General features: G+C 70.7%; 25 protein-coding genes. 12 read left to right on the top strand and 13 right to left on the bottom strand.

What is annotated here, in order from left to right; all coding sequences use genetic code 11:
- Positions 1-160: 160 nt before the first annotated feature.
- The gene (gene hemB, locus AAFF41_RS27255) at positions 161-1,174 is read left to right on the top strand and encodes a porphobilinogen synthase (protein WP_319749989.1); all 1,014 of its coding nucleotides are present in this window, start codon (positions 161-163) and stop codon (positions 1,172-1,174) included.
- On the opposite strand, the gene AAFF41_RS27260 is transcribed toward hemB, so the two are convergent.
- Entirely contained in the window at positions 1,168-1,878 is a 711-nt protein-coding gene (locus AAFF41_RS27260; RefSeq protein ID WP_343324756.1) for a DUF4232 domain-containing protein, read from the bottom strand. The genes hemB and AAFF41_RS27260 overlap by 7 nt on opposite strands.
- Before the next feature lie 210 nt (positions 1,879-2,088).
- On the opposite strand from AAFF41_RS27260, the gene AAFF41_RS27265 reads away from it, so the two are divergent.
- Entirely contained in the window at positions 2,089-3,399 is a 1,311-nt protein-coding gene (locus AAFF41_RS27265) for a helix-turn-helix domain-containing protein (protein WP_343324758.1), read from the top strand.
- Between the two features lie 81 nt (positions 3,400-3,480).
- Positions 3,481-4,383 carry an SAM-dependent methyltransferase gene (locus AAFF41_RS27270; RefSeq protein ID WP_319749992.1) on the top strand — a complete coding sequence of 301 codons (903 nt, stop codon included), beginning with the start codon at positions 3,481-3,483 and terminating at the stop codon, positions 4,381-4,383.
- A gap of 144 nt (positions 4,384-4,527) precedes the next feature.
- On the opposite strand, the gene AAFF41_RS27275 is transcribed toward AAFF41_RS27270, so the two are convergent.
- The 3 genes from AAFF41_RS27275 to argS all read right to left on the bottom strand — a co-directional run bounded on the left by AAFF41_RS27275 (position 4,528) and on the right by argS (position 8,440).
- Positions 4,528-5,439 (bottom strand): DUF4253 domain-containing protein, encoded by a 912-nt coding sequence (locus AAFF41_RS27275; RefSeq protein ID WP_343324759.1) that lies wholly within the window; start codon positions 5,437-5,439, stop codon positions 4,528-4,530.
- A 177-nt stretch (positions 5,440-5,616) separates the two neighbouring features.
- The gene (locus AAFF41_RS27280; protein WP_343324760.1) at positions 5,617-6,207 is read right to left on the bottom strand and encodes a lamin tail domain-containing protein; all 591 of its coding nucleotides are present in this window, start codon (positions 6,205-6,207) and stop codon (positions 5,617-5,619) included.
- Between the two features lie 460 nt (positions 6,208-6,667).
- Entirely contained in the window at positions 6,668-8,440 is a 1,773-nt protein-coding gene (gene argS / locus AAFF41_RS27285) for an arginine--tRNA ligase (RefSeq protein ID WP_343326362.1), read from the bottom strand.
- Between the two features lie 146 nt (positions 8,441-8,586).
- On the opposite strand from argS, the gene lysS reads away from it, so the two are divergent.
- Positions 8,587-10,329 (top strand): lysine--tRNA ligase, encoded by a 1,743-nt coding sequence (gene lysS, locus AAFF41_RS27290; RefSeq protein ID WP_319749994.1) that lies wholly within the window; start codon positions 8,587-8,589, stop codon positions 10,327-10,329.
- A 72-nt stretch (positions 10,330-10,401) separates the two neighbouring features.
- Here the strand turns inward: lysS and AAFF41_RS27295 are convergent, their stop codons facing one another.
- The 3 genes from AAFF41_RS27295 to AAFF41_RS27305 form a co-directional block, all read right to left on the bottom strand.
- Entirely contained in the window at positions 10,402-11,730 is a 1,329-nt protein-coding gene (locus AAFF41_RS27295; protein ID WP_415925920.1) for a DUF2637 domain-containing protein, read from the bottom strand.
- Between the two features lie 203 nt (positions 11,731-11,933).
- The gene (locus AAFF41_RS27300; RefSeq protein ID WP_319749996.1) at positions 11,934-12,824 is read right to left on the bottom strand and encodes a DUF3558 family protein; all 891 of its coding nucleotides are present in this window, start codon (positions 12,822-12,824) and stop codon (positions 11,934-11,936) included.
- Positions 12,825-12,971: 147 nt separating this feature from the next.
- Positions 12,972-13,796 carry a DUF3558 domain-containing protein gene (locus AAFF41_RS27305; RefSeq protein ID WP_343324761.1) on the bottom strand — a complete coding sequence of 275 codons (825 nt, stop codon included), beginning with the start codon at positions 13,794-13,796 and terminating at the stop codon, positions 12,972-12,974.
- Positions 13,797-14,009: 213 nt separating this feature from the next.
- On the opposite strand from AAFF41_RS27305, the gene AAFF41_RS27310 reads away from it, so the two are divergent.
- A complete protein-coding gene (locus AAFF41_RS27310) occupies positions 14,010-15,203 on the top strand; it encodes an RtcB family protein (protein ID WP_343324762.1) in 1,194 nt (397 codons plus the stop codon).
- Between the two features lie 184 nt (positions 15,204-15,387).
- Here AAFF41_RS27310 and AAFF41_RS27315 read toward each other — a convergent pair whose 3' ends face one another.
- The 4 genes from AAFF41_RS27315 to AAFF41_RS27330 all read right to left on the bottom strand — a co-directional run bounded on the left by AAFF41_RS27315 (position 15,388) and on the right by AAFF41_RS27330 (position 18,077).
- Positions 15,388-16,638: a tyrosine-protein phosphatase gene (locus AAFF41_RS27315; RefSeq protein WP_319749999.1), complete on the bottom strand. Its 1,251-nt coding sequence runs from the start codon at positions 16,636-16,638 to the stop codon at positions 15,388-15,390.
- A gap of 37 nt (positions 16,639-16,675) precedes the next feature.
- Positions 16,676-16,870 (bottom strand): hypothetical protein, encoded by a 195-nt coding sequence (locus tag AAFF41_RS27320; protein ID WP_319750000.1) that lies wholly within the window; start codon positions 16,868-16,870, stop codon positions 16,676-16,678.
- Positions 16,870-17,646 (bottom strand): SDR family NAD(P)-dependent oxidoreductase, encoded by a 777-nt coding sequence (locus tag AAFF41_RS27325; protein ID WP_319750001.1) that lies wholly within the window; start codon positions 17,644-17,646, stop codon positions 16,870-16,872. The genes AAFF41_RS27320 and AAFF41_RS27325 overlap by 1 nt, the downstream gene beginning before the upstream one ends.
- A 92-nt stretch (positions 17,647-17,738) precedes the next feature.
- A complete protein-coding gene (locus tag AAFF41_RS27330) occupies positions 17,739-18,077 on the bottom strand; it encodes a YnfA family protein (protein ID WP_319750002.1) in 339 nt (112 codons plus the stop codon).
- Between the two features lie 221 nt (positions 18,078-18,298).
- Between AAFF41_RS27330 and AAFF41_RS27335 the strand changes: the two genes are divergently transcribed.
- Positions 18,299-18,748, top strand: a complete 450-nt coding sequence (locus tag AAFF41_RS27335) for a hypothetical protein (protein ID WP_319750003.1) — start codon at positions 18,299-18,301, stop codon at positions 18,746-18,748.
- Positions 18,749-18,788: 40 nt separating this feature from the next.
- Complete coding sequence (locus tag AAFF41_RS27340; RefSeq protein ID WP_343324763.1) at positions 18,789-19,319, top strand: MarR family winged helix-turn-helix transcriptional regulator; 531 nt, start codon at positions 18,789-18,791, stop codon at positions 19,317-19,319.
- Here the strand turns inward: AAFF41_RS27340 and AAFF41_RS27345 are convergent.
- Complete coding sequence (locus AAFF41_RS27345) at positions 19,259-19,708, bottom strand: winged helix-turn-helix transcriptional regulator (protein ID WP_343324764.1); 450 nt, start codon at positions 19,706-19,708, stop codon at positions 19,259-19,261. The genes AAFF41_RS27340 and AAFF41_RS27345 overlap by 61 nt on opposite strands.
- 144 nt (positions 19,709-19,852) lie before the next feature.
- Here AAFF41_RS27345 and AAFF41_RS27350 point away from each other — a divergent pair, with 144 nt between their 5' ends.
- Positions 19,853-20,737, top strand: coding sequence for an NADP-dependent oxidoreductase (locus AAFF41_RS27350; RefSeq protein ID WP_343324765.1), 885 nt, complete (start codon positions 19,853-19,855; stop codon positions 20,735-20,737).
- A 168-nt stretch (positions 20,738-20,905) separates the two neighbouring features.
- On the opposite strand, the gene AAFF41_RS27355 is transcribed toward AAFF41_RS27350, so the two are convergent.
- Positions 20,906-21,724, bottom strand: a complete 819-nt coding sequence (locus AAFF41_RS27355; protein WP_319750007.1) for a helix-turn-helix domain-containing protein — start codon at positions 21,722-21,724, stop codon at positions 20,906-20,908.
- 193 nt (positions 21,725-21,917) lie between these two features.
- On the opposite strand from AAFF41_RS27355, the gene AAFF41_RS27360 reads away from it, so the two are divergent.
- The 4 genes from AAFF41_RS27360 (at position 21,918) to AAFF41_RS27375 (ending at position 26,154) form a co-directional block, all read left to right on the top strand.
- On the top strand, positions 21,918-23,003 hold the full coding sequence (locus tag AAFF41_RS27360; RefSeq protein ID WP_054232090.1) for an LLM class flavin-dependent oxidoreductase: 1,086 nt from the start codon (positions 21,918-21,920) through the stop codon (positions 23,001-23,003).
- Entirely contained in the window at positions 23,000-23,707 is a 708-nt protein-coding gene (locus AAFF41_RS27365; RefSeq protein ID WP_343324766.1) for an FMN reductase, read from the top strand. Before AAFF41_RS27360 ends, AAFF41_RS27365 begins: the two co-directional genes overlap by 4 nt.
- 242 nt (positions 23,708-23,949) lie before the next feature.
- Positions 23,950-24,684 carry a response regulator transcription factor gene (locus AAFF41_RS27370; protein ID WP_319750009.1) on the top strand — a complete coding sequence of 245 codons (735 nt, stop codon included), beginning with the start codon at positions 23,950-23,952 and terminating at the stop codon, positions 24,682-24,684.
- Positions 24,685-26,154: a sensor histidine kinase gene (locus tag AAFF41_RS27375; RefSeq protein ID WP_319750010.1), complete on the top strand. Its 1,470-nt coding sequence runs from the start codon at positions 24,685-24,687 to the stop codon at positions 26,152-26,154. It abuts the gene before it with no gap.
- Positions 26,155-26,167: the final 13 nt, after the last annotated feature.

Consider the following 26,167-nt stretch of genomic DNA (forward strand, 5'->3'; position numbering starts at 1 on the left):
GGGCTTCGCCCCCGTACCCCCTGTTTTTCGGCTGCGGGTGGGTAGGGGCCGGTCGCGCAGTCCCCGCGCCCCTGAAAGCCTCCCGCCCGTCCGGCGTGCGAATCGGGTACCGGCACGGTGTCGGCAAGGGGAGGCGAGGGGCGGGCGTAGCGTAGGGGGCATGACGAAGTACGGATCCTTCCCCGGTACGCGGCCGCGGCGGCTGCGTACGACGCCGGTCATGCGGCGCATGGTCGCCGAGACCCGGCTGCACCCCGCCGACTTCATCCTCCCCGCGTTCGTACGGGAGGGTGTGAGCGAGCCGGTTCCCATCGCGGCGATGCCCGGCGTCGTGCAGCACACGCGCGACAGCCTGAAGAAGGCCGCGCTGGAGGCCGTGGAGGCCGGGATCTCCGGGATCATGCTCTTCGGCGTCCCGGAGGACGCGAAGAAGGACGCCGTCGGCACCCCCGGGACCGACCCGGACGGGATTCTGCAGGTCGCCCTCCGTGACGTGCGCGCCGAGGTCGGCGACGAACTGCTCGTCATGTCCGATCTGTGTCTCGACGAGACCACCGACCACGGGCACTGCGGAGTGCTCGACGCGGAAGGCCGCGTCGACAACGACGCGACCCTGGAGCGGTACGCCGAGATGGCCCAGGTCCAGGCCGACGCCGGGGCCCACGTGGTGGGGCCCAGCGGGATGATGGACGGGCAGATCGGGGTCGTCCGGGACGCCTTGGACCAGATCGGGCGCGAGGACGTCGCCATCCTCGCCTACACCGCGAAGTACTCCTCCGCCTTCTACGGGCCCTTCCGGGAGGCCGTGGCCTCCTCGCTGAAGGGCGACCGTAAGACGTACCAGCAGGACCCCGCCAATGTGCGGGAGTCCCTGCGGGAGTTGGCCCTCGATCTGGAGGAGGGGGCCGACATGGTGATGGTGAAGCCTGCGGGACCGTATCTGGACGTCCTGGCGCGGGTCGCGGACTCCGTCGACGTGCCCGTGGCCGCCTACCAGATCTCCGGCGAGTACTCGATGATCGAGGCGGCGGCCGAGAAGGGCTGGATCGACCGCGACAAGGCGATCCTGGAGACGCTGACCGGCATCAGGCGGGCCGGCGCCCAGAACATCCTCACCTACTGGGCCACCGAGGTCGCGCAGAAGCTCCGTCAGGGCCCGGCAGCCGCTCAGTAGGCCAGCGCGTCGTCCAGGCTCTGCTGCCAGTACGTCACCGTGAGCTTGTCGTCCACGTACACGCCCTTCGCCGGGAGCGCCGGGGTCGCGTTGCTGCCCTTGGCGAAGCCGACGACGAGGGTCTTGGCCGTGTAGCCGTTGCCGCCGCTGCCGTCGGCGGCCGAGAGCAGGACCCCCGCGTAGCCGGACTCGCCCGGGGCCAGCGTGACGACCGCCTGGGGGTGGGTCGACTCGGCGACCGGCGGGACCGACTGGGCCTCGCCGAAGCGGGCGATCGGATAGCCGGTCAGATCGCAGTTCTTCGCACCGGTGTTGGTGACGGTGAGGAGCAGGTGGTTGAGGGGGCGGGAGACCTCGGTCGCGGTGGTCTTGCTGTTGGCGCCGTTGCAGGCCGGGTTCCGCGTGGCCGTGGTGCCCGAGCCGTTCTTGCCGGAGGAGCCGGAGCCGCCGCCGGTGCCCGTGGTGGTGGTGCCCGGCGTGGCGGTGCTCTTGGGGGCGGCCGTCGAGCCCCCCGTCTCACCCGCCGGCTTCGCCTTCGTACCGCCGGCGGCCGTGGACCCGGTCGGCTGCGACGAGGAATGGGACGCGGCGGACGGACCCTCGTCACGTACGCCCTTTCCGTTGTCGCACGCCGTGAGGGCGAGCGCGGCGAGCGCGACCGTCGTGGCGGCGAGGAGACGGGTGCGGGCGGTGCGTGCGGACATGAGTGATCCCCCTGTGGGTGTGGCTGGTCGGTAGCCGCTCGACCGGTCGAGGGGAGCGGCGTGCTTGGATGACCACAGCTTGTCGGCTGATCCGTCCCGGGCGCCACGGTTGCCGGGGGATACGGGACGCCGGAACGTTCGTAGGGGTTCTGACCAGGGGGAATACCGTCCCCCTGGAACACGGACCGGGACGCGGGGGGTGGAGGAACGGTGGACGGGGACGAGTTCGCGGGGCTGCTGCGGGAGCTGAAGGAGCGGTCCGGACTCAGTTACGGGGTGCTCGCGAAGCGGCTGCACGTGAGTACGTCCACGCTGCATCGGTACGTCAACGGGGACGCCGTACCGACGGACTACGCACCCGTGGAGCGGCTCGCGCGTGTGTGCGGGGCGACCCCCGAGGAACTGGTGGAACTGCATCGGCGGTGGATGCGGGCGGATGTACTGCGGGGACAGAAGGGGGTGCCCGCGGCGCCTGTGACGGTTGTGGAGTCCGTGACGAATGCGGCGCCTGTGACGGATGTGGAGTCCGTGACGCCGGTGGGGGCGGAGGGGTCCGCGGGGGAGCCGGGTGTGGCTTCGGACGTGGTCGGCTCGGGTGAGGCTTCGAGCGGGGGGCGGCGACGGCGCACGGTCCTCCTCGCCTCGGTCGCCGTCGTCGCGGTGCTCGCGTCGGCCGCGCTCGCGGTGCGGTTCGTGCCGGACGGCAAGGGTGACGGGAGCGGGGGGCGGGAGGTCGTGGGGGCCACCGCGTCGTCCGGTCCCCGGGAGAGTTCGCGGGGGACGGTGTCGGCCGACGGCAAGCACCGGGAGCCGTCCGCCTCGGTCAGCGCCTCCGTCTCCGCCTCGCACGGTGGTGGGCCCGAGACGTCCGTCTCGACGGCGGCTTCGGGGGGCGGTACGGGCCAGGACGTCGCCGACGGCGCCACCGCGCCCCTCGTGGCCGCCAACCCGTACAAGTGGGACGGCCCGTGCAGCCAGCACTACCTGGTGAACCGGGACGCCGAGCGGGTGCCCCCGCCGCCGAACGAGTCGGACGCGCGCGGGTGGGTCACGGCGCTCGGCGCGGTCGCCGGTCAGGAGCAGATGCTGGCGCTGACCGTGCAGGGCACCGGGAAGGCCACCGTGGTCCTGGAGGGGCTGCACGTGCGGGTGGTGGGGAAGGACGCACCGCTCGCCTGGAACGACTATGCGATGGGCGTCGGCTGCGGCGGCGGCGTGGAGACGAAGTCGTTCGCCGTGGATCTCGACGCGGGGCGGCCCGTGACCACGCCCAAGGCCGGGCAGCGGGACTTCCCCTACAAGGTCAGCGAGTCCGACCCCGAGGTCTTCTATGTCTTCGCGGACGCTCGGGCGCACGACGTGAGCTGGTACCTGGAGCTCGACTGGTCCAGCGGAGCGCGCAGCGGCACCGTGCGTGTCGACGACAACGGGAAGCTGTTCCGGACGAGCGGGAATGTGGGGCGGCCCGCGTACGACTATCCGCTGGGTGGCAGCGAGTGGAAGACGGCCGCGACAGGTTAGCCAGGAGACGGGCACTATCAAGTCCCCCTAAGAGTTACGTTGTTGCCCGTTGAATGACGCGACTCTCCAGGGAGAGGCTTTATGCCCGGTGATGCTCTCAGCCAGGACCCCGCCGAGCTGAGAAGGAGGATCGACACCACCAAGGCGCACCCGGCGCGCGTCTACGACGTCTTCCTCGGGGGCAAGGACAACTACCCGGTCGACCGGTCCGCGGCCGCGGCGGCCATCGTGGCCAATCCGCGCGGGTACCTCGACGTCCGGCACAACCGGGACTTCCTGCGAAGGGCGGTCACCACGCTGACCCAGGAAGCGGGTGTCCGCCAGTTCCTGGACGTCGGCACCGGGTTGCCGACGCAGGAGAACGTCCACCAGATCGCGCAGCGGATCACGCCTGAGTCGCGGGTCGTGTACGTCGACAACGACCCCGTGGTGCTCGCTCACGCGCGTGCGTTGCTCACCAGCGGTCCCGAGGGGCGGACGGACTACATCGACGCGGACCTCGAGGAGCCCGCGCGGATACTCGAAGAGGCCGCGAAGACCCTCGACTTCGAGCAGCCGATCGCGCTCGTGCTGGTGGCGATCCTGCACTTCATCGAGGACGAGGCGGCTTATCCGATCGTGCGCGAGCTGGTGGAGGCGTTGCCTTCGGGCAGCCGGCTCGTGCTCAGCCACCTCACCGAGGATCTCAACGCGGAGAACATCCGGGCGGTTCAGCGGACGTTCACCGAGCGGGGGTTCACGTTCGTGCTGCGGTCCAGGGCCGAGGTGGAGCGGTTCTTCACGGAGAACGGGCTCGAGGTGGAGGAGCCGGGTGTCGTGCCCGTGCACCGCTGGCGGCCCGACGGTGCGGCTCCGCTGCCCGAGAAGGTGGATCCCGCGTACTTCGCCGGCCTCGACGACATCGAGAAGATCCGCTACCGCGACATCAACGACGTCACGGACGCGGACATCAATGTGTACGGGGTGACGGGCGTCAAGCCCTGACTCCCGCCCCCGCCGCCCCTACCCGTCCCGTCCCGGGGGCTCCGCCCCAGCCCCCGGGTGCGTTCGCCGCCTGCGGGCGGGTGGGGGCTGGGCGCGCAGTTCCCCGCGCCCCTGGAAGAATCGCTTCGGTGGACGGGGAGCCGGTCAGTCCCACCAGAAGGACCACACCCGCCTGCCGAGCACCTCGTCCGCCGCGTACGCGCGCAGCGTCTCGCTCTCGCCGTGCGTGATGTTGTCCGGACAGAAGGCGAAGTGCTCGGCGGCCACCGCCTCGGCCTCGGCCGCCGTCGTGGGCGGGGCCGCCACCGACAGGACCAGCTGGTCGAAGGTGAGGGCCACGACCCGTATGCCGAAGCGGTCCTCCCAGGAGCGCAGGACCGCGCACAGGCGGGCCACGTCGCCCTCGTAGTTCACCGGACCGGACCAGCCGATCGCCGCCGGGATGTCCGCGCTGCGGCGCGCCGGAACCAGGGCGAGGCGCGGCTCCTTCAGCCAGGAGCCGCCGCCCGCGAGGGAGTCGGCGACCTCGGTGGCCCGGTCGTCCGCGTCCGCCTCGGGCGCGGTGGCCGGCGCCAGGCCGGGCCATTGCACGCCGTGCGGCGCGATCGTCTCGGCGAACTCCTCCGCCTCACCGAAGAGTTCGGTGACCTCTTCCTTGCCGGGGTAGTCCGTGTCGGGTTCGAGCTCGTCCTCCGCGTACTCCTCCCAGTACCCCGCCAGTACCTCGTCGGCGTCGTGATCCCCCGGATACGACATCTCCTCGGGCATCAACTCCCATTCCTCCGGGCCGCCCTGGCCGCCGACGTCTATGAGGAGGGGGAGCAGGCCGGCCGTGCGCGGGGCGGAACCCAGCGTGGCCCAGTCTCCGGGGGCGGCCGGCGCCTCGGCGTGCCACAGCAACGGCTCGTGCCAGGGGCCTTCGTCCTCCCCCACTGCCTTAAGGGCGTGGGAGGTACCCCCGGCGTCGATCAGTTTCCCGGGCGGGAGTTCGAGGCCGAGCGATCGCCCGCTCGGATCTGCCGCCAGCGAGGGCAGCGGGTTCGGAAGTGTCGCCATGCCGGTGACTTTAGGGCCCGCCACTGACAACGCGCCTCGGGGTCCGCCCACGAGGTCCTGGACGGCCGGGCACACGTGCGCGGCGTGCCACAGGTGGTTCGTGGCACGCCGCGCGAAGAGGGTCAGGCGCGGGCCGAGGGAGGCGCAGTCCGTACGCCGGGCTCGACCCGCCAGGGGTCAGCGGTGGCCGTGGCCCGGACCGCGACCGTGGTCGTCACCGTGTCCGCGACCGTCGTCCCCGCGACCGCGACCGTCATCCCCGCGACCGCGACCGTCGTCCCCGCGACCGCGACCGTCGTCCCCGTGGTGCCTGGCGTCCCAGGAGATGGTGTCGACCACGCGACGGTGGTCGTTGCGGAGCGTGGCGGTGTCCGTGCGGTCGTCCCAGACGAAGTGGCGGCGGTCCTGGTAGACGTCGCGGTAGGTGTCACGGCCGACGCCGGTGTGGACGCGTACGGTGGAGTGACCGTTCAGGCGCAGGTGGTGGAACGTGTAGACGCGGCCCTGACGGTTGGACAGCGTCCAGTCGTCCAGGTTCACGCTCTCGCGCCCGCTGTTGGTGATCTGCACCCACTCCTCGTTCAGCGAGCGGTTGGACCTGGAGCCGTGTCCCGGGGCGTCGTACTGGACCTTGCTGATCTCCACCTGCGGACCGCGCGGCTCGGCTCCGTTGGCCGCCGCCGGCAGGGCGGCTGCCCCCACCAGCGCGGCGGCGGACAGAGCGGCGGTGGCCAGGCGACGGGCCGTGAAGGTCTGCGAAGCGGTCATGGGTGCCCCCTTGGGGTACTGGCGGGCCATGGCGACAGGATCGCGCCGGCGGCCCGCTGTTCGTGCACCCGGCCTGCTGGCCGGACATCGCATAGCTTGCCGACTGAAGTGCTCCGCTACGTCCTGGAATCGGAGGGCGTTGCCGATCAACGACATTGTCGTGATAGTCGCATGTAGTGCGCACGTTTTGTGAAGGTGTGTCGGGTTGACGCCCCTTCGGGGGGTGTGGACGCATCAGTACGGGCCTGCGCCACTTCTTCGCCATGTCGCGCCACCCGTCCGCGCCCCCCGCCGTCACCCGAAAGTGAGTAACAGTCCCGAGCAGACAGCGGTACCCGCTCGGGTGATCGTGCGTACGCGCGTCCGGGTGCGGAAACGCCTGATCCCGCAGGCGCGTCAGCGGCCTACGGGATCAGGTACTACGGGGTCGGATACGCAGGGCTCGGCGCCCTACGGGAGATCAGAGACGCTCGGGCGTCCTGATGCCCAGCAGGGCCATGCCCTGGTGGAGCGTGCGGGCGGTGAGGTCGCACAGGAAGAGGCGGTTCTCCGCGACCTCCTGTGCGGGAGCCGGCTTGATGACCGGGCACTGGTCGTAGAACGTCGTGTAGAGCGACGCCAGTTGGTACAGGTACGCCGCCAGCTTGTGCGGGGCGTACTCGTCGGCGGCCTCGTCCAGCGTCTCCCCGAACCGGTCCAGGTGCAGACCCAACGCCCGCTCCGCCGGGGCCAGTTCGAGCTCCGGGTGGGCCAGCGGCGCACGGTCGCCGGCCTTGCCGAAGATCGACCGGATACGGGCGTACGCGTACTGGAGGTACACGGACGTGTCGCCGTTCAACGAGACCATCTGGTCCAGGTCGAACTTGTAGTCCCGGACGGCGGAGGTGGAGAGGTCCGCGTACTTCACGGCACCGATGCCGACGTACCGGCCGTTCTCCTCGATCTCCTGTTCGCTCAGGCCCACCTTCTCGGCCTTCTCCCGCACGACGGCGGTGGCACGGTCGATCGCCTCGTCCAGGAGATCCACCAGCCGGACCGTCTCGCCCTCCCGCGTCTTGAACGGCTTGCCGTCCTTGCCCAGCACCGTGCCGAAGGCCAGCTGCTGCGCCTGCACGTCGTCGCCCAGCCAGCCCGCCCTGCGCGCGGTCTCGAAGACCATCTTGAAGTGCAGGGACTGACGGGCGTCGACCACGTAGACGAGGGTGTTCGCCTTGAGGTTGAAGACACGGTCCCTGATCGCCGAGAGGTCGGTCGCCGCGTAGCCGTAGCCGCCGTCCGACTTCTTCACGATCAGCGGGACCGGGTTGCCGTCCGGGCCCTTCACATCGTCGAAGAACACACAGAGCGCGCCGTCGGAGCGGACCGCCACCCCCGACTCCTCCAGGAGGCGGCAGGTCTCGTCCAGCATGTCGTTGTAGCCCGACTCGCCGACCACGTCCGGGTCCTGGATCTCCATGTCCAGCTTGTCGAAGACCGAGTAGAAGTAGATCTTCGACTCGTCCACGAACTTCTGCCACATGGCGAGGGTCTCCGGCTCGCCCGCCTGGAGGTCGACCACCCGGCGCCGCGCCCGGGTCTTGAACTCCTCGTCGGAGTCGAAGAGCGTCCGCGCCGCTTTGTAGAGCCGGTTCAGGTTCGACATGGCCTCCTCGCCGGAGACCTCCGCCGCGCCCTTGTGGTCCAGCTCGTGCGGGTGCTCGATCAGGTACTGGATGAGCATGCCGAACTGGGTGCCCCAGTCGCCGATGTGATGGCGCCGGACCACGCTCTCGCCGGTGAACTCCAGGATCTGGACCACCGCGTCGCCGATGACCGCCGAACGCAGGTGACCGACGTGCATCTCCTTCGCCACGTTCGGCTGCGCGTAGTCGATGACCGTGGTGCCCGGGTTCTCGGCGAGCGGTACGCCGAGGCGCTCACCGTCCTCGTACCGCGCCGCCAGGTTCTCGGTGATGGCCTTGTCGGTGATCGTGATGTTCAGGAAGCCGGGCCCGGAGACCTCGATGTCCTTGATCACCTCACCCGACTCGACCCGCGCCACGACCTGCGTCGCCAGCTCTCTCGGGTTCGCCTTCGCCTTCTTCGCGAGGGCCAGGATCCCGTTGGCCTGGAAGTCGGCCCGGTCGCTTCGTCGCAGCAGCGGGTCCGCGGAACCGGCCTCCGGCAGGGCTGCCGAGAGGGCTTCCGCGAGGCGCTGATGGACGGAGGCGGTGAGGGACGTGACCGAGGCCATGGAGTGGCTGCCGTTCTGCTCGGGTTCCGGGAGTTTCTGAGTACAGGAAAGCCAGTATCCCATGCGGTGAAAAGCCGTTTTCGCGGTTCAGGCCCGACCTGGGAGAATGGTGCGGTCAGCCGTACTGGCGTATGAGAAAGAAGGACGTGCCGATCGTGGCTCAGAGCACCGAGACCACCGACTGGGTCTCCCGTTTCGCGGATGAGGTCATCGAGGAATCGGAGCGTCGGGCCCCGGGCAAACCTGTGGTCGTCGCGTCCGGGCTCTCCCCGTCCGGCCCGATCCACCTCGGCAACCTCCGCGAGGTCATGACCCCGCACCTGGTCGCCGACGAGATCCGCCGCCGCGGGTACACCGTGCGCCACCTGCTCTCCTGGGACGACTACGACCGCTACCGCAAGGTCCCGGTCGGCATCCCCGGCATCGACGAGTCCTGGGCCGAGCACATCGGCAAGCCGCTGACCTCCGTCCCGGCCCCCAAGGGCTCGGAGCACCCGAACTGGGCCGAGCACTTCAAGGCCGCGATGGTCGAGGCGCTGGCCGAGCTCGGCGTCGAGTACGACGGGATCAGCCAGACCGAGCAGTACACCTCCGGTGTCTACCGCGACCAGGTGCTGTTCGCGATGAAGCACCGCGGTGACATCGACGCGATCCTCGAGCAGTACCGGACCAAGAAGGGCCCCGCGAAGAAGCAGCAGGGCCAGAAGCCGGTCGACGAGGCCGAGCTCGAAGCCGCCGAAGGCTCCGGCGCCGCCGCCGAGGACGACGGCAGCTCGGCCGCCGGGTACTACCCGTACAAGCCCTACTGCGGCCAGTGCGAGAAGGACCTCACCACCGTCACCTCGTACGACGACGAGACCACCGAGCTGGCCTACACCTGCTCCGCCTGCGGCTTCTCCGAGACCGTCCGGCTGAGCGAGTTCAACCGCGGCAAGCTGGTGTGGAAGGTCGACTGGCCCATGCGCTGGGCCTACGAGGGCGTCATCTTCGAGCCGAGCGGGGTCGACCACTCCTCCCCGGGGTCCTCCTTCCAGGTGGGCGGCCAGATCGTGGGCATCTTCGGCGGCAAGCAGCCGATCGGGCCCATGTACGCCTTCGTCGGCATCTCCGGCATGGCCAAGATGTCCAGCAGCAAGGGCGGGGTGCCCACCCCCGCCGACGCACTCCAGATCATGGAGCCGCAGCTGCTGCGCTGGCTGTACGCCCGCCGCCGTCCTAACCAGTCGTTCAAGATCGCCTTCGACCAGGAGATCCAGCGGCTGTACGACGAGTGGGACAAGCTCGCGGGCAAGGTCGCCGACGGCTCGGTCCTCCCGGCCGACGCCGCCGCGTACGCGCGCGCGGTCGGCACCGCCGCCGGAGAGCTGCCCAGGACCCCCCGCCCGATGCCGTACCGCACCCTCGCCTCCGTCGCCGACATCACCGCCGGCGCCGAGGACCAGACCCTGCGGATCCTGAGCGAGCTCGACCCCGAGAACCCGCTCGCCTCCCTGGACGAGGCCCGGCCCCGGCTCGACAAGGCCGAGACCTGGATCAACACCCAGGTGCCGGCCGAGGAGCGCACCGTCGTGCGCGACGAGCCGGACGTCGACCTGCTCAAGTCGCTCGACGACCAGGGCCGCGAGTCGCTGCGGCTGCTCCAGGACGGGCTCGAGCAGAACTGGTCCCTGGACGGCCTCACCCACCTCGTCTACGGCGTCCCCAAGGTCCAGGCCGGCTTCCCCGCCGACGCCACCGCCAAGGAGCTCCCGTCGGAGATCAAGGTCGCCCAGCGCACGTTCTTCGCGCTGCTGTACCACCTGCTGGTCGGGCGTGACACCGGTCCGCGCCTGCCCACGCTGCTGCTCGCCGTCGGACAGGACCGGGTGCGCAAGCTGCTCGGCGCGTAGGGCCTTCGGCTGTACGAGGAAGGGGGCGCCCGGTGATCACCGGGCGCCCCCTTCCTGTGCACGCTGACGTGCCTACGCGATGTGGTCTTCCTGGAGTTCCGCCGTGTGGCGGTTGGTGAAGCGGTTGACCATGCGGTCGGCCTCGCGCTGCGGGAGCGTGGTGCCGTACGTCGCCTCCACGTCGCCCCTGAACTGGCCCGAGGTCGGATAGCTGCCGTCTATCGACTTCTTGAAGACCAGGTAGTAGTCCTCCTCGGTCGGCTCCGAGCCGCCGCCCGCGCCCAGCTCACGGGTCCGGCCCGGGCCGGACGGGATCGGGAAGGTACCGGTGTCCTCCGGAGAGGGCTCCGGGGCGGCGACAGGCTGCTCCTCGTACCGCTGCTGCGGGAACGTCTGCTGCTCGAACCGCCGCTGTTCTTCGAACTGCTGCCGAGCCCGGAACTGCTGCTGCTCCTCGAACTGCTCGGCCTGCTGCTGCTCCTCGTACCACTGCCGGTACGCGACATCGGGGTCGTACGTCGGGTCGTAGCCGCCCTGATACGCGACGGACTGGGGGTCCCGCGCCTGAAGCCACTGACTCTGCGGCTCGGCGTAGTCCTCCGGCTGCTCGAAGAACTCGTTCGCCTCGGCGGCGGGAAGCTGTTCCCGGACAGGCGTCGCGTTGCTCCGTACGACGGGTGCCGTCGCTTCCGGCTCGCGCGCCACCGCCAACTGCGGCGCCGGGGGCAGGAGGGCCGGCTCGATGCCCGCCGCCGCCAGGCCGGAGGGGGCGGTCTCGGCGAGCGGCACGCCGTAGCGGGCCAGGCGCAGCGGCATCAACGACTCCACCGGGGCCTTGCGGCGCCAGGCGCGGCCGAAGCGGGAGCGCAGGCGGGCCTGGTAGACGAGACGTTCCTGCTCCAGCTTGATGACCTGCTCGTAGGAGCGCAGCTCCCACAGCTTCATACGGCGCCACAGGAGGAAGGTGGGGAGCGGGGAGAGCATCCAGCGGGTGAGGCGGACGCCTTCCATGTGCTTGTCGGCGGTGATGTCCGCGATCCGGCCGATCGCGTGCCGGGCCGCCTCGACGGAGACCACGAACAGGACCGGGATGACCGCGTGCATGCCGACGCCCAGCGGGTCCGGCCAGGCCGCCGCGCCGTTGAAGGCGATCGTCGCGACCGTCAGCAGCCACGCCGTCTGGCGCAGCAGTGGGAAGGGGATGCGGATCCAGGTCAGCAGGAGGTCCAGGGCGAGCAGGACGCAGATACCCGCGTCGATGCCTATCGGGAAGACGTACGCGAAGTTCCCGAAGCCCTTCTTGAGGGCCAGCTCGCGCACGGCCGCGTAGGAACCCGCGAAGCCGATTCCCGCGATGACGAGCGCACCGGCGACGACCACACCGATGAGAATCCGGTGCATTCGTGTGAGCTGGATTGGCGCGGACACCCGTACTCCCCTCTCCTTGCGTGTTGTTGCGCGCAACAGGGTGGCACATGTGTACGGCGCACGGGCGGCCGGTATGGCAGGAGCCCGGCCCGCGAGGTGACCGGACTCCGTCAAATGCCCTGCTGGGCAGGCGAGTTGCGCGCCGACGCCCGTGAAATGTCAGTACTTCTCGAATGTCAGTTCTTCTTGGCGGCCGACGCCGAAGGCTTGGAGCTGGCCGACGCCGACGGGGAAGCCGACTTCGAGGGGCTCGCGGACTTGGAGGGGGAGGCCGACTGCGACGGGGCGGTGGTCGCCCGGCTGCCGTCCTGGTTCGCGGAGGCCACCGAGGCCACCGCCTCCTTGGCGGCCTTCTCCGCGGCCTTCATCAGGTCGTCCGCGCTGGGGGCCTTGTCGCCGGCGAGACCGGCGCCGTTGTAGTCGAGCGTGATGACGACGTTCTCGACGCGCGTCACGACCGTCTGCTGCTTGAAGGAGCCTTCCTTCTTCTTCAGGCCGTAGCGCACCGCCGTCGACGCGTCGCCGATCCCGGAGGCCGGCTCCGACCGGGCGCCCGTCGCGCCGGTCACCGTCTGCGCGTCCTTGACCTGCTTGTCGTAGTAGGTCTGCGCGAGCTGGTTGCCCTCACCGCGGGTCGCGTCCGAGTCGAAACGCAGCAGGGAGACGTTCAGCCAGCGGAACTGGGACCCCTTGACGCCCTTGTTGTCGAGGCTGTTCCAGGAGCAGCTGCTGCGGTCCTTCGCGTCGTCCGACTTGCCCGACTTGGCGGACTTCAGGCCCTTCGGTACGAGTTCGCCCAGCGTCTTCTGCGAGAACACCGAGCAGGGGGCCGGCAGGGTCGCGTACGCGGCCGGCTTGACGGCGTCCGCGGAGGTGCTCGGGGACGCGGACGAGGTCGCGGCCGTGCCCTTCTGGGCGGCGTTGTCGGTGCTCGAACCCGATCCCGAGCCGGAGCCGGAGTCCGAGGAACAGCCGGCGGCGGCGAGCACCACCGGGACGGCGGCTGCGCTGACAAGGATGCGGGTGAGTCGCGGGGCTCGGCCTACTCGCTGTGCTGGTCGGTGCATGGTTCCTTCACTCGTGGCGCTCGTGGTGCGACCGCACATGGCTGGTGCGGCCGGTCGGGTCCGAGGGGCCACGGTACGCGGTGAGGCAGCCGTGCGTTTCCTGTTCGAGGGGTTCGCGTGGGGTGCCCCCGCGCCCCGGCGGACCCGCTAGCCGTTGAACCGGTCGACGAGCTTGTGCGCCAGATTCCGGGCCTTGTCCTGCATTTCTTTGCTGTCCGGGGTGCCTGTGGAGGCGGTCGGCTGCTCGGCGTACTCGATCCTCACGATCACGTTGGACGTGCGGAACACCACAGTCACGGTGCGCTGCTGCGCCGTCGATGAGCCGGAGTTGAGTTTGTCGTTGAGGAACGCCTCGTCGCCCAGACCGCTGAGCTTGCGGGGCTGGAGGTCGGCGGGGGTCTCGCTCGGGCCGGCCGAGGTCGAGGCGGAGGCGGAGGCGGTCGAGGAGGCGGACGAGGAGGGGGTCGCCGAAGGGGTGGCGGTGGCGGAACCGCTGCCGGACGGCGTGGCCGAAGCGGAGGCCTCGGGGAGGTTCGCCGCGGTCTCCTCGGTCGCGTAGATGTCCTGGGCGCGGGAGTCGTCGCTCACCGCGTTGTCGTACGAGACCACGCGCTCGAAGTCGACGCTGAGATGGTCGGTGGCGTCCGTGGACTCCACCTTCCAGCCGCAGCCGACGCGGCGGTCGGTGTCGTAGGTGAGGGTGGCCTGGCCCTCGTACGCCGTGTCGCGACGGTCCTGGTCGGTGATCTGCCTGATGCCGGGCAGCAGGGAGTCGAGGCTGTCGTGGCTCACCGCGGCGCAGGCCTCCGGGAGCGTGCGGTACTTGCCCGGCTGGGCGGCCGGGGTGTTCACGCTGACGTCGCCCGGCTTGGGGTCGGCCGCCGTGCCCTTGCTTCCCGAACCTCCGGTGCAGCCGGCCAGCAGGGCCGCGAGGAGCGCGGCGATACCGGGAACGTACGCCTTCCGCTGCACGGTCGGGCTCCTCTCGACGACTCCCGGGGCCTGTGGCCGGGATGCTCTGTGGTGCTGTCCTGTGGTTATTCGGTTGCCGCGCGGGGGCGGCCCCTGCAGACAATGTGTATCGCACGCACAGCCGTGGACGCCGGTCCGTTGTCCTATACGTCGACCTTGGCGCGGGTTTTGCGTTCTATGACTTTTGTCGTTTGCCGGGGGAATGAGGATGTTATGTCGTACGTAGAGATACCGGGCGCCAAGGTGCCCATCCGCATGTGGACGGACCCCGCGTCGGTCGAGGACGTGGCCCTGCGCCAGCTCCAGAACGTGGCCACGCTTCCGTGGATCAAGGGCCTCGCCGTCATGCCGGACGTCCACTACGGCAAGGGCGCGACGGTCGGCTCGGTCATCGCCATGCGCGACGCGGTGTGTCCGGCGGCGGTGGGGGTCGACATCGGCTGCGGGATGTCCGCCGTCAAGACGTCGCTCACCGCCAATGATCTGCCGGGGGATCTTTCGCGGCTTCGGTCGAAGATCGAGGAGGCGATTCCGGTGGGGCGGGGGATGCACGACTCCCCGGTCGATCCGGGCGGCTTCCACGGGCTGGCGACGAGTGGGTGGGACGACTTCTGGGGGCGGTTCGACGGGGTTGCGGAGGCGGTCAAGTTCCGTGAGGAGCGTGCGACCAAGCAGATGGGCACGCTGGGCGGGGGCAACCACTTCGTTGAAATCTGCACGGACACGACCGGCGCCGTCTGGCTGATGCTGCACTCCGGGTCGCGCAACATCGGCAAGGAACTGGCCGAGTACCACATCGGCGTCGCCCAGAAGCTCCCGCACAACCAGGGGCTGGTCGACCGTGACCTCGCGGTCTTCGTGACGGACACTCCGCAGATGGCCGCGTACCGCAATGACCTGTTCTGGGCGCAGGAGTACGCGAAGTACAACCGCACCCTGATGATGGCGCTCCTGAAGGACGTGATCCGCAAGGAATTCAAGAAGGCGAAGCCGACCTTCGAGCAGGAGATCAGCGCGCATCACAACTACGTCGCCGAAGAGCGGTACGACGGAATGGACCTGCTGGTCACCCGCAAGGGCGCGATCCGCGCGGGCTCCGGCGAGCACGGAATCATTCCGGGCTCGATGGGCACGGGTTCGTACATCGTGAAGGGACTCGGCAACGAGAAGGCCTTCAACTCCGCGTCGCACGGCGCGGGCCGGCGCATGAGCCGCAACGCGGCGAAGCGTCGCTTCTCGACCCGGGACCTGGAGGAGCAGACGCAGGGCGTCGAGTGCCGTAAGGACTCCGGCGTCGTGGACGAGATCCCGGGTGCGTACAAGCCGATCGAGCAGGTCATCGAGCAGCAGAGCGACCTCGTGGAGGTCGTGGCGAAGCTGAAGCAGGTCGTCTGTGTGAAGGGCTAGTCCAGCCTGAATCGGTCCGCGTCAGGCTCGCGTTCAGCCACAGGGAAGTCCGCCTTCGTTCTTGGTCAGGCCCTCGGTCGGGATGGCAGTCCCGGCCGGGGGTCGTCGTGTTTGATGGTGTGGCGCGAGCCTGGGCGGGAGTTCTGGTGTCGTACGGGTGATCTGTGCGGATCACCCCGGTGAGTCAGCGGAGGCGCTTTTCCAGGAGGGTCACCGCGTACGGGCTGCCCAGGCCGCCGTCCTTGGCGGTCTGTTCGCCCACGACCGTGTAGCCGGCTGCCTGGTAGTACTCGCGCAGGCGGGGGTTGGTGGAGAGGCAGTCCAGGCGGGACAGCGGGCGGCCCGCGGCTGCGATGCGGCGTTCCGCCTCCGCCAGCATGTGGCGGCCCGCTCCGGGCGGGGCCACGCGGCGGTCGGTCATCAGGCGGTGGATGTAGGCGGCGGTGGGGGGTTGGGGACCCCAGGCGGCCGGGTCGTCCCACCAGAGTTCCCAGGCGCCCGCCACCTGGTCGCCCTGGAGGGCCAGCCAGACTTCGCCCTCGGTCAGACGGGTGCGGAAGTGGGGCTCGGTGAGTTGGCCCGGCTTCCACTGGTCGATGCCTTGGGAGAGCTGCCAGTGGGCCGCTTCGTCCCGGAGGCGGACCAGGGCGGGGATGTCCGTCTCGGTCGCCCGGCGGAAGGTGAGGGGGGAGGGGGGCTCGAGGAGGTGTGTGCGCAGGGCCGAGGCGAAGGTGGGAGGCAGACCCAGGGTCTCGGTGACGTAGGACTCGACCGACCCGTAGCGGGACTTCAGGTCCGACAGGAATCTGGTCATGATCTCGGCGGGGGCCGTGCCGTAGGCCGGCCACAGGAGTTCGCGGTCGGCGTTGTCGGTGCGCCAGTCCGCGACCAGCAGGGGCGTGGCACGTTCCGTCAGGGTGAAGTCGTCGGTGATCGTCTGCTCGGGGACGCCCAGGAGAGACAGGACCAACGCCGCCACCAGGCCCGTGCGGTCCTTGCCCGAGGCGCAGTGGACGACCAGGGGGGTGTCCGATTCGGCCGCTGCCCCGATCAGTTGCAGTGTCTCGCGGATTTCCTTCGTGCCGTCCTCGGCGACCTCCGCGTAGCGGGCCGCCAGGTAGGGGCCGGGGGCGACGGACGGGGGCAGCGCCGCCTGGTCGTACGGGCGGTGCTCGATGCTCTGGTTGTGGTAGGTGAGGGAGGGGTGCTCGGGGACGCGGCCCTTCGCGTCGATCTCCCAGGGGTAGCGGAGGTCCACGACCGTGCGGATGCCGAGCGAGAGGAAGAGATCCCAGTCCCGCGTCCCGGGGGTCAGTTTGCCGAGGGAGTCCGCGCGGTACAGGCGGGACCGGCGGACCGTACGGCCGTCCGCGGTGGTGTATCCGCCCAGGTCGCGGAAGTTGTGCAGACGGGCGAAGAGTATGTGTCTGTTCACGTCGCGGCAGCGTACGGCGGACGTACGGCTGCCGCGATCACTTCGCGTGGGATATCGCGTAGATCATGACGAAGGCCACGATGTGGATGCCGAAGAGGAAGTACGCGAGGTACCACCAGACGTAGCGCTGGTTCTTCTTCTCCGCGGCGAGGTGGCGGCGCTCCGCGGAGGGCGCGTTCGACGTCTCGTCCGACGTTTCGTCCGGCGCCTCGATCGGTGTCCCGTCCGGCATCACAGTTCCCGGTGGACCTTGGTGTTCGACGCCTGGGCGCGGGGGCGGACGACGAGGAGGTCGATGTTGACGTGGCTGGGGCGGGTGACGGCCCAGGTGATGGTGTCGGCGACGTCGTCGGCGGTCAGTGGCTCGGCCACGCCCGCGTAGACCTTGGCCGCCTTCTCCGAGTCGCCGCCGAAGCGGGTCAGCGCGAACTCGTCCGTCTTGACCATGCCGGGCGCGATCTCGATGACCCGGACCGGCGTTCCGACGATCTCCAGGCGGAGGGTCTCGGCGAGGACGTGTTCGGCGTGCTTGGCGGCGACATAGCCCGCGCCGCCCTCGTACGTGCCGTGACCCGCCGTCGACGACAGCACGACGACCGTGCCGTCGCCGCTCGCGGTGAGCGCCGGGAGCAGGGCCTGGGTGATGTTCAGCGTGCCGATGACGTTCGTCTCGTACATCTGGCGCCACTCGGCCGGGTCGCCGGTCGCGACCGGGTCGGCGCCCAGCGCGCCGCCCGCGTTGTTGACCAGGACACCGATCGTCTTGAAGGCGCCGGCGAACTCGTCGACCGCCGCGCGGTCCGTGACGTCCAGCGCGTACGCGGTCGCCTGGTGGCCCGTCGCGTTGATCTCCTCGGCCAGCGCCTCGATGCGGTCCTTGCGGCGGGCGGTCAGCACGACGCGGTAGCCGGCCGCGGCCAGCTGCCGGGCAGTCGCCGCGCCGATGCCGCTGCTCGCGCCGGTGACGACGGCGATACGGGAGGAGGCGGAGGGCACGGCGGACGTCATGGGTTGCTCCTAGGACGTGGCTGACGGGCGTACGTGGTGTGGTCGGTCCTCGTCAGGATAGGCAGGCGGTCGGCGTCCGCGGGGTCGTGGGCTCAGGTGCCGCCACGCGGCGCGTACATGATCACGGCCATTCCGGCGAGGCAGATGAGGGCGCCGGTCACGTCCCAGCGGTCGGGACGGTAGCCGTCCGCGACCATGCCCCAGACGAGGGAGCCGGCCACGAACACTCCGCCGTACGCGGCGAGGATGCGGCCGAACTCGGCGTCCGGCTGGAGTGTCGCCACCAAGCCGTAGACGCCGAGCGCCATGACGCCCGCGCCGATCCAGAGCCAGCCGCGGTGCTCGCGCACGCCTTGCCAGACCAGCCAGGCGCCGCCGATCTCGAAGAGCGCGGCGACGACGAAGAGGGCGGCGGAGCGGACGATCAGCATGCCGTCACTCTCGCACGGGCCGCATTCCCCTCTTCCGTCACCTGATGGACGGCGCCTGTCCGCGGTCCGGGGTGGCATACATCGGGTGATCACGTGAGCGTGAGTGCGTGCGGGCCCCGAGCGAAGGAAGCGACGTCATGCGGATGATGGAGATGCGGATGCGATTGCGGAGGCGGTCGGGGATGCGGTGGGGGACGGGGATCGATACGTGGGTGCGGGGCATGGGTGTGGCGGGTGTGGGGGCGGCCCTGACGCTGGGCGGGGCGTCGTCCGTCGGCGCCCTCACTCCCGAGGCCGATCTCGCCTATCACGGCTCGGTGGCCCTGGCGGCCGGGCTCGTCGACCTGGGGCTGACCCCGCGGAACCACGGTCCGAGCGCTGTCGAGGACGCGACGGTCCGGCTGCGCTGGTCGGCCCCGCTCGCGGATGTGCAGCGGCTGCCGGGCGACTGCGCGCGTTCGGGCGAACGGGCGGTGGTGTGCCGTACGGGGCCGCTGGCGGCGGACGGGCTGGGGGACCAAATGCGGCTGAACGTACGGCTGCGGGGGGAGCCGTCGGAGGTGACGCTGGAGATCGACACGGTGTGGGGCGGCGGTGCGGTCGACCGCAATCACGGCAACGACCGGCAGCGGGTGCTGGTGCTGGACACCGGGGACTCGTACGTGTTCTAGGACCCGGAGCAGGCAGTAAGGGCGGACGAAGGGGTGTGCCATGTCAGGGAACCCGCGTGCGCGGCTGCTCGACGAGCTGTCCACCGTCTCGCGCCGCTACATGGCCTCGTACGCGCTCTTCAACCAGGCCCTCGCCGACCGTCTGAAGCTGCACCCCACGGACATGCAGTGCGTGAACCTGCTCAGCCTGGAGGGCGGGCCGGTGACGACCGGCCGGATCGCGGAGCTGACCGGTCTGACGACCGGTTCGGCGACGCGGCTGGTGGACCGGCTGGAGAAGGCGGGCTATGTCGTACGGCAGCGGGACGCCGTCGACCGGCGACGGGTGCTGGTGGCGACCGTGCCGGAGAAGGTCGCCGAGTTCGGGCGGGTGTGGGACCGGCTGGGCGGCGGCTGGTACGCGCTCTTCGACGAGCTGGCGGACGACGAACTGGCCCTGATCATCGGGCACATGCGCCGCACGGTGGACCTGAGCGCGGAGCAGATCGCCCGCCTGCGGGACGGGGACCTTCAGGAGGCCGACGAGGACCGTCCGGAGCCTCGGGAGCCTTCGGATGAGGCGTCGTCGTAACGCTCCCGCGCCTCGTTGACCTCCTCGATGTGCAGTTCCGCCCAGTCCTTCACGGCGGAGAGGAGTCCGGCGAGGCTGGTGCCGAGAGGGGTCAGTTCGTAGTCGACGCGGACGGGCACGGACGGCGTCACCGTGCGGACCAGGATGCCGTCGCGCTCCAGTGAACGCAGCGTCTGCGTCAGCATCTTGGGGCTGATCCCCGCGAGCTTGCGGCCCAGGTCGCTGTAGCGCATCGAGGCCCCGTCCGTCTGGGCGAGCGCGCTGACGACCAGGCTGACCCACTTGTCGCTGATGCGGTCGAGGAGCTGGTTGGTGGGGCAGCTGCGGATGAACGCGTCGTACTCGATCCGCGCCTGCGCGCGCCGCTGCGCCGCGGTCGTGGTCGCCATGACTCACCTCCGGGTGAGGTACGCACCTTCAGGTGCCTACTAACCAAAAGAGAGTAACTCTTCCTAAGGTTGTTGCAACGGGAGAGAAACCCGAATGAATCAGGTGAATCTACCCGCCAAGCGCGGGAAACAGGGAGAGCTGACATGCGGGCAGTGGTCGTGACGGAGTTCGGTGGGCCGGAAGCGGTGGAGATCGCGGAGGTCGAGGTGCCGGAGCCGGGCGCCCGGCAGATACGGATCAAGGTGGCGGCCGCCGCCCTCAATCCGGTCGACGCCGGGGTGCGCGCGGGCGGCTTCGGGGGCGCGGGGCGGCGGCTCGGACTGGGCTGGGACGTGGCCGGGTCGGTGGACGCGGTGGGCGCGGACGCGGGGTGGAGGGTCGGCGACGAGGTGGTGGCGCTGTCGTACGGGGCGGTCAAGTCCCTCGGCACGCACGCCGATCACGTGGTCGTGGAGGCGGACGCGGTGGCCGGGGCGCCGAGCTCGGTGGACCCCGTCCACGCGGCCACCCTGCCCCTCAACGCCCTCACCGCGGACCAGGCCCTGGACCTGCTGGCCCTGGAGCCCGGGCAGAGCCTGGCGGTGACGGGTGCGGCGGGGGCGGTCGGCGGGTACGCCGTCCAACTCGCCGCCCATCGGGGCCTCGTGGTGACGGGGGTGGCCCGCGAGGGTGACGAGGAGCTCGTACGGTCCCTGGGGGCGGCCCACGTCGCGCCGGGTGGCGTGGAGGGCGTGGACGGGGTGCTGGACGCGGCGATTCTCGGCGCGGCGGCGTTGGAGTGGGTGCGGGACGGCGGGGTGTTCGTGGGCGTCATCCCGGGGACGCATCCGGCGTCCGTACGGGGGGTGCGGACGGGCTCGGTGGAGGTGCGCGCCGACGGGGCGCGCCTCGCGGAGCTGGTGGCCCTCGTCGACGAGGGGGTGCTCACGACCCGGGTCGCCGACACCTACGGGCTGGAGGAGGCGGGGAAGGCGCACGCGCGGCTGGCCGAGGGCGGGCTGCGGGGGCGGCTGGTCCTGATCCCCTGAGTCCGTGGGGTGCCCGAACGAGTCCGCGGGGTGCCCGAAGGGGCCATGGGGTGGGGGCTCCGCCCCCAGACCCCCAGGGGGGTTTGTCGGCTGCCGGTGGGTGGGGGCTTGGCGCGCAGTTCCCCGGGGGCGGGGCTGCGCCCCGGCCCGTCCGCGGGCGGAGTCGGGTCAGTGGGTGGTGGCTGCGTAGCTGGTGGGGGGTACTCCTACCGTCGCCGTGAAGTCGCGGACGAGGTGGGCCTGGTCGGCGTAGCCGAGGTCGGCGGCGAGGGCGGCCCAGTCGACCGGGCCGGAGGCCTCCGCGCGGGACAGGGCCTCGTGGATCCGGTAGCGCAGGATGATCCACTTCGGGCCGACGCCGACGTACGCGGCGAAGAGCCGTTGCAGGGCCCGTACGGTCATCCCCTCGGCGCGTGCGAAGTCGCCGACGTGCCGGATGGCGCGGTCGCCCCGGATGCGGTCCACCAGGGCCATGGCGAGGTCGGCCTGGGGATCCGGGCGCGGACCGAGGCCCAGGAGGAACGCGTCGAGCGCGGCCACGCGTGCGTCCTCGTCGGCGGGGTCGAGGACGGAGGGGACCGTGCCGGCGTCCACCGTGGGAAACACCGTGTGGAGCGGGATCCGCTCGCCCGTGAGTGACGTCAGGGCCCGTCCCGGCGCGAAGGGGCGGAAGCCCCCCGGGCGGAACTGGATCCCGCACACCCGTCCCCGGCCCTCCAGTTTCTGTGTGAACAGGTCGAGGCCGATGCCGGCCACCTCGCCGAAGTCGACGGGGTTGCGACCCGCGTACCTCTGGAAGACGACGTTCACGGACGGGTGCGGGACCACGTGGGAGGCGTACGGCTCGGGCAGGTCCCAGTCGATCAGCCAGTAGTGCTCCAGGTAAGGGCGGAGCGGCTCGGCCGGTTCGCGGCGGCGGAAGCGGACGCGCGCGAAGAGCTCCGCGGCGTCGACGATGCCTCGGGTGTCACGGCGTGGGGCGGCCATGACGGGATCGTAGGGCGGGGCACTGACAGTCGGGGGCAGAGGCAGAGGCAGAGGCAGAGGCAGAGACAGAGGCAGAGGCAGGGGGCGGGGGCAGGGGCGAGGAGCCGGGGGCGGGGGGTGCGCGGAATAGCGACGGAGGGCGGATCGTTTGGGGGTATAGTTGAATCGTAAACAACCTGGAGGGTGAGCGACCATGCAGTTCGGAATCTTCAGCGTCGGCGATGTCACGGCGGACCCGACGACCGGCCGTACGCCGACCGAGGCCGAGCGGATCAAGGCCATGGTCGCCATCGCGCAGAAGGCGGAGGAGGTGGGCCTGGACGTGTTCGCGACGGGTGAGCACCACAACCCGCCGTTCGTGCCGTCGTCTCCGACCACGATGCTCGGCTATGTCGCGGCGCGGACCGAGCGGCTGATCCTCTCGACGTCGACCACGCTGATCACCACCAACGACCCGGTGAAGATCGCGGAGGACTTCGCGATGCTGCAGCACCTGGCCGACGGTCGGGTGGACCTGATGATGGGGCGCGGGAACACCGGGCCGGTGTATCCCTGGTTCGGGCAGGACATCCGCCAGGGCATCAACCTGGCCGTGGAGAACTACGCGCTGCTGCGCCGGCTGTGGCGCGAGGACGTGGTGACGTGGGAGGGCAAGTTCCGCACGCCGCTGCAGTCGTTCACCTCGACGCCGCGTCCGCTGGACGGGGTGCCGCCGTTCGTGTGGCACGGCTCGATCCGGTCGCCGGAGATAGCCGAGCAGGCCGCGTACTACGGTGACGGGTTCTTCCACAACAACATCTTCTGGCCGGCCGACCACACCCAGCGGATGGTCGAGCTCTACCGGGAGCGGTACGCGCACTACGGGCACGGCACGCCCGAGCAGGCGATCGTCGGTCTCGGCGGGCAGGTGTTCATGCGGAAGAACTCCCAGGACGCCGTGCGCGAGTTCCGGCCGTACTTCGACAACGCGCCGGTCTACGGGCACGGACCCTCCCTGGAGGAGTTCACCGACCAGACCCCGCTGACCGTCGGCTCCCCGCAGGAGGTCATCGAGAAGACCCTGGCCTTCCGCGAGTACGCCGGTGACTACCAGCGCCAGCTGTTCCTGGTGGACCACGCCGGGCTGCCGCTGAAGACGGTCCTCGAGCAGCTCGACCTGCTCGGCGAGGAGGTCGTCCCGGTGCTGCGTGAGGAGTTCGCCAAGGGGCGCCCGGCGGATGTGCCGGACGCGCCGACCCACCAGTCCCTGCTCAAGGCCCAGGAAGTGAGCGTCGCATGAAGCTCGTCGTCGTCTCGGCGGGGCTGAGCGTCCCCTCGTCGACCCGGCTGCTGGCCGACCGGCTGGCCGCCGCCACCGGCCGGTACACGTCCGTCGACGTCCAGGTCGTCGAACTGCGCGACCTGGCCGTGGAGATCGCCCACAACTTCACCAGCGGCTTTCCCGGACGGGCCCTGTCCGCGGCCCTGGAGGCGGTGACGCAGGCGGACGGGCTGATCGTGGTCACACCGGTGTTCTCCGCCTCCTACAGCGGCCTGTTCAAGTCCTTCTTCGACGTACTGGACCAGGACGCGCTCACCGGCAAGCCGGTCCTGATCGCCGCGACCGGCGGCTCGGCCCGTCACTCCCTCGTCCTCGAACACGCCCTGCGCCCCCTCTTCGCCTACCTGCGCGCCGTGGTCGTACCGACCGCGGTCTACGCGGCCTCGGAGGACTGGGGTGCGGAAGGCCTGGCCGAGCGGATCGACCGCGCGGCGGGCGAACTGGGCAGGCTCATGGAAGGACTGGGCTCCGGGGCCGGGACTGTGCGAAGGGCCGATGTGGCGGACACGGCGGGTGCGGCGGACAAGGCGGACGCGGCGGTGGTCGTGGACACCGACACCGCCGCCGCCATCGCGCCGCGCTCGCTCGACGGGGCTCTCGCCTCGGCCGACAGGTTCACTGTCATCCCCTTCGAGCAGCAGCTCGCCGCGCTGCGGCCGTAGTGGAGGAGGCCGTGAGGCCGGAAGAAGGGGTGGCCACCACCGTCCTGTGCTTCCGGCCCACCCCCTCCGTACCGGCCGGACCCCTACGGGGGATTCGCGGGTCCGCCCGTCCTGACATACGGGACAGACTGATCGGGCGAGGTAAGGGGCTCGCGGGCGGAGGGGTGAGAGGCGGGTAAGAAGCCCACCCTCACCACCGCCCACCAGGTGGTACCCGGCCAGCGGCTTGGCAGACTGGTGGGGTGCCCCAGAATGTGCTGCTCGCCGAGGACGACCGTGCCATCCGCCATGCCCTGGAAAGGGCACTCACACTGGAGGGGTACGCGGTGACGGCCGTCGCCGACGGCGTAGAGGCGCTGGCCCAGGCCCACCGCACTCCACCGGACGTTCTCGTCCTGGACGTGATGATGCCCGGTATCGACGGGCTGCAGGTGTGCCGCGTGCTGCGCGCTGAGGGGGACCGTACGCCGATCCTGATGCTCACCGCGCTGGTCGAGACGGCCGACCGCATCGCGGGTCTGGACGCCGGGGCCGACGACTACGTGGTCAAGCCGTTCGACGTGGAGGAGGTCTTCGCCCGGCTGCGGGCCCTGCTCCGCCGGACGGGTCCGGTGAACGGAACCCCCGCCGACGCACCGGCGTCGTCACCGTCGGTGTCCGCGTCGAAGGAGGCGTCGGGGCAGATCTCCGCGGCCGGGCTGCGCATGGACATCCAGGCGCGCCGCGCCTGGCGCGGACAGCGCGAGCTGGAACTCACCCGCACCGAGTTCGAGCTGCTCGAACTGCTCGTCCGCAACGCGGGCATCGTCCTCGACCACGCCACGATCTACGACCGCATCTGGGGCTACGACTTCGGTCCCGGCTCCAAGAACCTCGCCGTGTACGTGGGGTATCTGCGGCGCAAGCTCGACGAGCCGGCGGCACCGGCGCTGATCCACACCGTCCGGGGCGTGGGGTACGTGCTGAGGGAGGACTGAGTGCCCCCCCGATGGCTCACGGGGCTGCGGCCCCGGCGGGTGTCCTCGCTGCGGGCCACCTTCACCCTGTCCTTCGCCGCCGTGGCCGCCGCGGTCACCGTCCTCGTCGGGTTCCTGAGTTACGACGCCGCCGCCCGGCTGGTGCGGGTGGACCAGCAGACCGTCTTCTCCGGTGTCGTGCAGGACCTGCGGGTCCAGGTGCGCGAGACGGCGCTGGACCCGGGTGATTTCTCGTCGTCCGACCCCGATCACGACGGGCCCCTGGACGACATCATCCGGCCCGCCCGTACGGACGTGCAGGTGCTCGGGCGCGGTGGGGTGATATCCGACCGGGGGAACCCCGCGCTGCCCGTGACCACCGCCGACCGGCGGACCGCCGCGTCCGCCACCGCGGGCAGGTGGGTGGAGCACGGGGAGGTCGACGTCGCCGGCGACCGCTACCGGGTGGCGACCGTCGCGCTCGGCGGCGGGCGGGGCGCGGTGCAGGTGGCCCAGCAGTTCAGCGACACGGAGGATCTGCTGCGGGAGCTGCAGCAGCGGACCGTGCTGCTGGTGGGGGCGGTGGTGATCGCGTCGGGGCTGTTCGGCTGGTGGCTGGCACGGCGCATCACCCGGCGGCTGGTGCGGCTGGCCGGGGCCGCGGAGGACGTGGCGCGCACCGGGCGGCTCGGCATCCAGGTGCCGGTGGCGGGATACGACGAGGTGGCCCGTCTCGGCCGCTCCTTCGACCGGATGCTCGGCCGGCTCGCCCAGTCCGAGGAGGACCAGCGTCGGCTGGTCCAGGACGCGGGCCATGAACTCCGTACGCCGCTGACCTCGCTGCGTACGAACATCTCCATGCTGCGCCGCATCGACGAGCTGCCGCCCGACGCCCGCGAGGAACTGGTCGCCGACCTGGCGCAGGAGTCCCGTGAGCTGACCGACCTCGTCAACGAGCTGGTGGCGCTCGCGGCCGGACGGTCCGACACCGAGCCCGTGCAGCGGATCGACCTGGCCGATCTCGCCGAGGACGTGGCGATCGCCTCGCGGCGCCGCACCGGGCGGGACGTCCTCATCAGGGTGGGCGGTGACACGACGGTCGACGGCCGTCCCACGGCGCTCCAGCGGGCGATATCCAACCTGGTGGAGAACGCGGCCAAGTTCGACCGCGAGGGCAAGGCGCCGATCGAGATCGCGGTCACCGGTCCCGCCCGCCCCGGCGCCGGGGCGGGCGGCGGTCTTCCGCGCAGCGTCCGGATCGAGGTCCTCGACCGGGGTCCCGGCGTGGTCGAGGGCGATCTCGTCCGGGTCTTCGACCGTTTCTACCGCGCCACCGACGCCCGCAGCCTGCCCGGTTCCGGGCTCGGTCTGTCCATCGTCCGCGAGGTGGCCACCGGCCACGGCGGAGCGCCGTTCGCCTTCCGGCGGGAGGGGGGAGGCGCGGTCATCGGGTTCACGGTGAGCGCGGACTACCCGACGGAAGAGGACTGACGGGCGGACGGCT

The organism is Streptomyces mirabilis (assembly GCF_039503195.1).
GTDB classification, from domain to species: domain Bacteria; phylum Actinomycetota; class Actinomycetes; order Streptomycetales; family Streptomycetaceae; genus Streptomyces; species Streptomyces mirabilis_D.